This is a genomic window from Virgibacillus sp. GM2-2 (assembly GCF_055329585.1).
The window spans coordinates 1-222 of sequence record NZ_JBUZWC010000200.1 but is presented as its reverse complement, the minus strand read 5'-3'; the positions used below and the strand labels follow the sequence as shown (position 1 = coordinate 222).

Here is a 222-nt window from a genome sequence, read left to right as displayed (position 1 = left end):
CGGGTCAGCATCTCGCCGCCTGCCCTGGGCGCATTCAGCGACACGAACCCGTCCATCCTCAGAGTGTAGCGCCGGACCAGGGAATGCTCCCGGCGCCAGTACCCCTCCCGCACATAGAACGACAGCTCCCGCCCGCCGCCGGGCTGGTCCGACTCGGTTTCCAGCAGCCCCCAGCCGGTGAACATGTCGCCGTAGGCCCAACTGCCCACCGCCCGCAGACCG

Annotated in this window: 1 protein-coding gene; it reads right to left on the bottom strand. The window is 69.8% G+C overall.

Features of this window, described 5'->3' with window-relative positions:
* A partial coding sequence (locus ACY9Z2_RS19540; RefSeq protein ID WP_463611331.1) for a hypothetical protein occupies positions 1-222 on the bottom strand: 222 nt, incomplete at both ends.